This window comes from Candidatus Protofrankia californiensis (assembly GCF_900634765.1).
GTDB classification, from domain to species: domain Bacteria; phylum Actinomycetota; class Actinomycetes; order Frankiales; family Frankiaceae; genus Protofrankia; species Protofrankia californiensis.
In genome coordinates this window covers 1108-8764 of record NZ_CAAAFT010000357.1, presented here as the reverse complement: position 1 = coordinate 8764, position 7657 = coordinate 1108, and the positions used below count along the sequence as shown (strand labels likewise).

The window sequence follows — 7657 nt, the reverse complement described above, 5'->3', positions numbered from 1 at the left end:
CCGGCCCCGGGCCGAGTTGGTCGGGTTGTGCCCCGTCCGGGGCCGGCGGGCATTCACCAGACCCGCCGTCCGGCTGTACACGCAGTGGGTCCGGGGTGATCGATCCATGTCAGGTGTGAGACAGTCTTTACGGTCAAGTATTTATCAGTATTTAATGCTCCCCAGGGGAATGTGTTAGGCCATGGGGGGCATGGGGTGGTCGAACTGCTTATACTGGGCCCGCTCGAGTTGCGAGTGGCGGGTATTCATATAGATCTTGGGTCGGCGAAGCAGCGAACGGTGCTCGCCGTCCTGTTGGTTGATCTTGGGCGTCCGGTGCCACAGGATCTCCTCATCGACCGGGTGTGGAGTGGCTCACCCCCGGCCGAGGTGCGCAATGCTCTGTACACGTATATCACCCGTTTACGGCGGATACTCGTGCATACCCGCCAGGCGGAGGGCGGACGGGTCGAGCTGGTCCGGCAGCGAGGCGGCTACCTGATCGACGCCGACCCCGCTCTCCTCGATCTGCATCAGCACCGTCGTCTCGTGGAGCGGGCCCGGGCAGCGGCTGGTGACGACGCGGAGCGGGCTTGCCTGCTCAAGCAGGCCGCGGACCTGTGGCGGGGCGAGCCCCTGGCCGGTCTGTCGGGGGACTGGGCCGCGCGTGTCCGGGAAAGGCTGATTCCGCAGCGGCTCGGTGTGCTGGCGGAACGGGCCGATCTCGAGATCGGGATGGGGCGTGCCGACAGAGTGATCGACGAGCTGCAGGAGGTGTTCGCCGAGAACGAACTGTTCGAACCGCTCAGCTGCCAGCTCATCCGGGCGCTGTGGCACGCCGGTCGCGGTGCCGAGGCACTGGAGTGCTACGCGCGGGTACGCCGGCGCATCGCCGACGAGCTCGGCGTCGAACCCGGTGCGCAGCTGCAACGGGTCCACGAAGCGATCCTGCAGGGCAGCCTCGAGGTCGTTGCGGTCTCCGGGCCGGGCGGGGGAGTTGCGGCTCCGGCTCTTCCCATGGTGCTCGGGGTCGCCAGAACGCCTGGGGCTGCCAGGGCTGCGGCATCCGACCCGCGAACGGACGCGGCGGATCCGCCGGAGGTCGACGACCCGTTGCCCGCGATGCCGAGGCCGCCGTGCCTGCTGCCCGCCGCTGTCGGGGATCTCACCGGTCGCGACGAGGAGATCGAGCTGCTGTGCCGGAGGCTGACCTTAGCCGGTCGTCCTCCCGTGATGCCTGTTGCCGCTGTGCTCGGCATGGGCGGGCTTGGCAAGACCGTCCTGGCGGTCCATGCCGCGCACAGGTTGCGCCGGCACTTCGACGACGGTCAACTCTATGTGAACCTGCATGGTCAACAGCACAACCCGGTCGATCCCGATGATGCGCTCGCCCGGTTCCTGCGCGCCCTGGGTGTCGCGGAAAGTGAGATCCCTCTCGGTCTTGATGCGCGCGCGGAGGTGTACCGCAGCCTGCTGGCCGACCGGCGGGTCCTGGTGATGCTGGACGGTGCCGCTGACGAGAGCCAGATCGAGCCGCTGCTGCCGGGCTCGGGCAGCTGTGGGGTGCTGATCACCAGCCGGGCGCGGCTGGCCGCGCTTCCCTGCACCCGCCTGCATCTCAAGGTGCTCGACTCCGGCAGCACAATCCGGATGCTGGCCCGGATCGTCGGCGACGACCGCGTGTCGGCCGACCCTCTTGCCGCCCGTGAGCTGGTGCGACTGTGCGGCTACCTGCCCCTGGCCGTTCGCGTCGCCGGGGCGAAGCTGGTAGCGCATCCCCACTGGAAGATATCCGGCCTGGTGTCCAGACTGGTCGACGAGCGACGCCGGATGGCCGAACTCCGCCACGGTGCCCTTGATGTCCGGGGCAGCTTCGACCTGTCCTACCAGCGGATCGACCCACAGGCGCGGCGGCTGTTGCGTCGGCTGGGTCTGCTCGGCCTCTCGGTTTTCTCAAGCCGGGTCGCCGAACAGTTGCTGGAGACCGACAGGCACACCGCCGAAGGGACCGTCGACCGCCTGATCGACGCACAGATGCTCGACATCGCCGACACCGAACCGGCCGGTGGTGTGTGGTTCCGATTGCACGAGCTGGTCAGGATCTACGCGCGCGACCAGGCAGAGATCGAGGAGGACGGCCAGGAGATCCTCCGGATCACCGCACTCGGACGCGACTGGACCGCCCGTCTGGCCGTGGACGTCCCGGCGCAGGCAGGTGCCGCCGAACGGTGGAACACCGCGTGGAAAAAATGGGAGGCGGAAGCCAGCGTCGGCAGCTACTGACCGCACGGGCCGCGCGCAGGGCGCGATCGACGCAGGTCGTCCGGTCAGACCTGAATACGGTTGTCGATGGCGGTGACGATCTCGTCGATCGCGTCGGTGACGGGGATCCCGTTGCGCTGCTCGCCGTTGCGGTAACGGAAGGAGACCGCGCCCGCGGTCGCGTCCGCGTCCCCGGCAAGGAGCATGAACGGCACCTTCTGCTTCTGCGCCGTTCGGATCTTCTTCTGCATCCGGTCGTCGGAGGCGTCCACGTCGACGCGGACCCCGCGGGCGCGCAGGCGCTCGGCGACGTCCCGCAGGTACGGCACGTGCTCGTCGGTGATCGGGATACCGACCACCTGCACCGGTGCCAGCCAGGGAGGGAAGGCGCCGGCATAGTGCTCCAGCAGCACCGCGAAGAACCGCTCGATCGAGCCGAACAATGCACGGTGAATCATCACCGGACGCTTGCGGGTGCCGTCCGCGGCCTGGTATTCCAGATCGAAGAGCTGCGGTAGCTGGAAGTCGACCTGGATCGTCGACATCTGCCAGGTCCGGCCGATCGCGTCCTTGGCCTGAACGGATATCTTCGGGCCGTAGAAGGCGGCGCCGCCCGGGTCGAGAACGAGGTCGAGCCCCTGCTTGGACGCGGCCTGGCGCAGCGTCTCGGTCGCCTCGGCCCATTCTTCGTCGGTGCCGACGGACTTCTGCGGGTCCCTGGTGGACAGCTCCAGGTAGAAGTCGCTGAGGCCGTAGTCGCGCAGCAGGTTGAGGACGAACGTGAGCAGGCTGTCGAGCTCGCCGGGCATCTGCTCGAGGGTGCAGTAGATGTGCGCGTCGTCCTGGGTGAAACCACGGGCGCGGGTCAGCCCGTGCACCACCCCGGACTTCTCGTACCGGTAGACCGTACCGAATTCGAACAGACGCAGCGGCAGCTCGCGGTACGACCGTCCCCGGGCCCGGTAGATCAGGTTGTGCATGGGGCAGTTCATGGGCTTCAGGTAGTACTTCTGCCCCTCGTCGAGTTCCATGGGCGGATACATGGCGTCGGCATACCAGTCCAGGTGGCCCGAGATCTCGAAGAGCTGTCCCTTGGTCGCGTGCGGGGTGTACACGAAGGAATAGCCGCCTTCCTCGTGCCGGCGCCGCGAATAGTCCTCCAGCACCTTGCGGACCACGCCGCCCCGGGGGTGGAAGACGGCGAGGCCGGATCCGATCTCCTCGGGGATCGAGAACAGGTCGAGTTCGACGCCGAGCCTGCGGTGGTCGCGCTTCTCGGCCTCGGCGAGCATCGTCAGGTGGTTCTTCAGCGCCTCTTTCGAGTCCCACGCCGTCCCGTAGACGCGCTGGAGCTGCGGGTTCTTTTCGCTGCCACGCCAGTAGGCGGCGGCGGTGCGCATCAGCTTGAAGACGGGGATGTGCCGGGTGGAGGGCACATGCGGGCCGCGGCACAGATCCTTCCAGCAGGTCTCGCCGCTTTTCGCGTCCAGGTTGTCGTAGATCGTCAGCTCGCCCGCGCCGACCTCGACACCGGTCTCGGCGTCGACTCCGGCCGCGCCCTTGAGGCCGATCAGCTCGAGTTTGAACGGTTCGTGGGCGAGCTCCGAGCGTGCCTGGTCGTCGGTGACGACCCGGCGGGAGAAGCGCTGCCCGTCCCGGATGATCCGGCGCATCTCCTTCTCCAGCGCCTCGAGGTCCTCCGGGGTGAACGGGCGGTCGACGCCGAAGTCGTAGTAGAAGCCGTCGGTGATGGGCGGGCCGATGCCCAGGTGCGCCTCGGGGAACAGCGTCTGCACCGCCTGGGCGAGCACGTGCGCGGCGGAGTGGCGGACGATCGCGAGCCCGTCCGCGCTGTCGATGGTGACGGGTTCGACACTGTCGCCGTCACGCAACTCGTATGCAAGATCGCGTAGAGTGCCGTCCACTCGGGCTGCGATGACCGACCGGTTCGCGTCGAACAGCTCCGCCGCGGTCGTCCCCGTCGTCACTGCTCGCTCACCTGAGTGGGCGTTACCAGGCAGGACGATCTGGACGGTTGGCACGGGTCGGCTCCTACGGAGATGGGCACAAGGTTCGGGGAGATGGGCACGGGGTTCGGTGAGTGCCCGATGCTACCCGCCGGCCCTTAACGGTAACGAACGGATTTCCCGGCGGCCGGTGCGCGGACACCAGTGGTCGGGCTGCCGAGGGTGTGGTCCTTACGGTAACGAACGGATTTCCTGACGGCCCGTATGGGTGGGTCGCTTCCAGATCGTGGTGGTCACGGAGGAGGATGGGTGTGGACGATGGGGCTGGCTGGTGGGCGATGTGGAAGTCGTCACAGCCGGTGATCGCCGCTGTCCGTCGTCACGTGATGAGATGGCGTGACCGTCGACGACGACTTCGAGACGACTGTGAGACTTCGAGACGACTGTGAGGAGCCCCTGCGGTGAAGCTGGCGATGGACACCCGGGAGGTCTTCGACGCGGAGAGCCTGCTTGAGGAGTACCTCGGGCCACGTAAGCGCGGCCTGCGTTATGCCTACCCGTACTACGACGGACTTGCCACCAACGGTGACCCCGACCTGCTGTGCACGGGCGATCTGCTCGCTCCCTGCCTGCTCGGTGTCCAGGTGGACGTCGACCGGATGCACACGTTGACGGCGCTGACGCCGTTGCTGCAGCGCGCACTCGACAAGCTCCCGCCCGGTATCGAGCTGATCGAGGCCGACGAGATCACTCTTGATCTTGTTGCGGCCCTGTACGACCCCCTGGACGATCCGGACGTCTCCGACCGCGACGTCAAGGGGTCGTTGATCGCAAAGGTGCTGCACCGCAAGAGACCCGCGTTGGTGCCGCTGTTCGACTCCAAGGTCAGGATCTTCTACCAGCACGAGCGCTGCATCCCGCCATCCCCGCGTGACGGACGGTCCTGGCGTGAGTACATGCAGCTGTTGGTCCGCGCCATGCAGTACGACCTCAAGGAGAACGCCGACGAGTTCCACCGGCTGTCCGCACTCGTCCCCGAGAACGGACCGCCGCTGACACCGCTGCGCATCCTCGACATCGTGGTGTGGATGAGCAGTGCGGTCTGATCGCTGCCTGCCGCCGAGGGCACGGTGAGACGCGGCAACGCGCCATCGGGGTGCCTGTCCGTACTGGCCGTGGTGCCGCTGCGGGCGGCACGCGGACTGGCGGTGGGACGGGCGCCGACCCACTACGAGGTCGGGCGGGGGGTGGGCCTGCGTGGCCGGATCTGGAACGGCATCGCCGACAGCTCCTTCGACGGTGTCGTGGTGGTCGGCGTGGACGGCCGGGTGGCCGCTGTCGGGCCCCGCGACCAGGTGGCGCTGCCGGACGGCCTGCGCGTGATCGACTGTGTCTGGATCGGGCCGGGTGTCATCGACGCCCACGTGCATCTGCCGGCCACCGCCACGCCCGGATACGACGAGCTCCGCGCCGGCCTTGTCGCGGTGCGTGACCTCGGTTCGCCGATTGAAAGGCTCGTCCACTGGCGGTTCGCCGCACCGATCATGGTTGCCGGCACGGGCCCTCGGGTGGTGGGCGCGCCGGAGCGCAAGCCGCGTCCGGGCCTGTCCGGGGAGCCCGACGGCCCCGCCCACGACATTGCCGCTCACCGGCCGGAGGTCCTACCCCGTGGTGTGAGCGCGGCCGGCCGTCGCGGCGCGGCTGGTCGGATCGCAACGAGCCGCCATGCGCTGGGCCGCCACGGGTTGAACCATCATGCGTTGGGCGGCTACGCGTTGAGTCTCCATGGGCTGGGCCGTCACGGGCTGAGTCGTCATGGGCTGGGTCGAAAGGCGCAAAGCTGGAACGTCCATCGCGACGATGCGGTGGTTGCCGTCGAAAGCCCCGCCGCGGCCCGCGGTCTCGTCGCCGGTCTCGTCGCGGACGGCGTTGATCTGATCAAGGTATATGTCGGGGACGCCGCGACAGCGGCGGATACCGGGCGCGGAGGCCGTTCCGACTGGCTGCCACTGCGCCAGGCCGAGCTCGCGGTCATGGTCGAGGCCGCCCACGCCGCAGGTCTTCCGGTGACAGCACATGCACTGAGCGTTGCTGCTGTGGAGATGGCGCTGCGGGCGGGGGTGGACGAACTCGCCCATGTCCCGGTGGAACCCCTGCCACCGCGGATCGTCGACCGGATCGCTGCCGCGGGCGTGCCGGTGATCTCGACGCTGCAGTCCCACGCCGGGCTCGGTCCGGCGCCCGGGCGTAACGCGGCGCTGCTCCACCGGGCCGGGGTCGCCCTGGTCTACGGCACCGACGCGGGGGGCATGGGCAGCCGGCCGCCCGGGGTCGACCCCCGGGAGCTCGACCGGCTTGCCTACGCCGGGCTCGGGCGCCTGGGTGCGTTGCGTGCCGCGACGTCCGCAGCCGCCCGGGCGGCCGGGCTCGACGGCCGCCGGCCGTCCGGGCGTATCGAGGTGGGTGCGCACGCCGCCGTTGTAGGGCTTCCCATGGATCCCCTCGTCGAGCCCGCCGCCTGGCGACATCCGACGGTGGTCGTCAACGGCCAGCGGGTGATCACCTCGTAATGTACACAGATGTGAAGCTTTCCATCCTGATGCCGGTCTTCAACGAAGAAGCCACACTTGCGTCCGCGGTCAAACGGGTACTCGACGTCGGCTACCGGTCCGAGATCGAGCTCGTGGTGGTCAACGACGGCAGTACGGACGGAACCCGGTCCATCCTCGACGCCCTCGACGACCCCCGGGTGGTCGTCGTGCACCAGCCGGTGAACCGGGGCAAGGGTGCCGCTGTGCGAACCGCGAGCGATCTTGCTACTGGTGACTACCTCGTCATCTGCGACGCCGATCTGGAATATGCGCCCGAGGAGATCCCGGCGCTGCTGGAACCGGTGCTCGCCGGCGAGGCGGAAGTCGTCTTCGGTTCGCGGACGTTCAGCGGCAACACCGCGTTCTCGTTCTGGTATGTGGTGGGTAACAAGCTGGTGACGCTGGCCGCGAACGTTCTTTTCAACAGTTACATCAGCGATCTGGAGACCTGCTTCAAGCTGCTGCCGGTCAGCCTGTACCGCGAGTTGGACGTCCGCTCCGCCGGCTTCGGGATGGAGGCCGAGGTGACCGCGAAGCTGCTCGCCCGCGGTATCCGGCCGTTCGAGGTCCCGATCAGTTACAAGGCCCGGACCCGGGCGCAGGGCAAGAAACTGACCTGGTGGGACGGGGTCGAGGCGTTGTGGATACTCGGCTCGGTCCGGGCCCGCCGTCGCGCGTCCGGTCGCTGAGGTGCAGCGACCCAGGTAATACCGGCCGGCTCTCTAATCGAACGCCTCCAGCCGCGCGAGAAACATGATCGCGTGACCTTCGGCCGCGCGAAAAAAATCATGATCGTGTGGCCTTCGGCCGGCGGGAGGCGTCCCTCACCTGCCCTCAGGCCGACTCCGCGTCCGCGGG

The 7657-nt window shown here is 68.1% G+C and carries 5 protein-coding genes; 4 read left to right on the top strand and 1 reads right to left on the bottom strand.

Annotated elements, in window-relative coordinates:
• The first annotated feature begins 195 nt into the window (after positions 1-195).
• On the top strand, positions 196-2262 hold the full coding sequence (locus DD1DGNOD_RS18600; RefSeq protein ID WP_131770712.1) for an AfsR/SARP family transcriptional regulator: 2067 nt from the start codon (positions 196-198) through the stop codon (positions 2260-2262).
• 44 nt (positions 2263-2306) lie between these two features.
• On the opposite strand, the gene thrS is transcribed toward DD1DGNOD_RS18600, so the two are convergent.
• Entirely contained in the window at positions 2307-4283 is a 1977-nt protein-coding gene (gene thrS / locus DD1DGNOD_RS18595) for a threonine--tRNA ligase (RefSeq protein ID WP_131767747.1), read from the bottom strand.
• 386 nt (positions 4284-4669) lie between these two features.
• Between thrS and DD1DGNOD_RS18590 the strand changes: the two genes are divergently transcribed.
• Genes DD1DGNOD_RS18590 through DD1DGNOD_RS18580 form a run of 3 tightly spaced genes read left to right on the top strand, consistent with a single transcriptional unit; the run spans position 4670 to position 7488 of the window.
• Positions 4670-5314 (top strand): DUF6308 family protein, encoded by a 645-nt coding sequence (locus tag DD1DGNOD_RS18590; protein ID WP_131767746.1) that lies wholly within the window; start codon positions 4670-4672, stop codon positions 5312-5314.
• Positions 5315-5338: 24 nt separating this feature from the next.
• The gene (locus DD1DGNOD_RS18585) at positions 5339-6778 is read left to right on the top strand and encodes an amidohydrolase family protein (protein WP_131767745.1); all 1440 of its coding nucleotides are present in this window, start codon (positions 5339-5341) and stop codon (positions 6776-6778) included.
• Positions 6778-7488 (top strand): glycosyltransferase family 2 protein, encoded by a 711-nt coding sequence (locus DD1DGNOD_RS18580; protein ID WP_206443287.1) that lies wholly within the window; start codon positions 6778-6780, stop codon positions 7486-7488. The genes DD1DGNOD_RS18585 and DD1DGNOD_RS18580 overlap by 1 nt, the downstream gene beginning before the upstream one ends.
• Positions 7489-7657 lie beyond the last annotated feature (169 nt).

What these genes read in the sequence shown, in the direction of transcription:
- DD1DGNOD_RS18580 (WP_206443287.1), top strand. Translation starts at nt 6,778, where the DNA reads ATGTACACAGATGTGAAGCTTTCCATCCTGATGCCGGTCTTCAACGAA.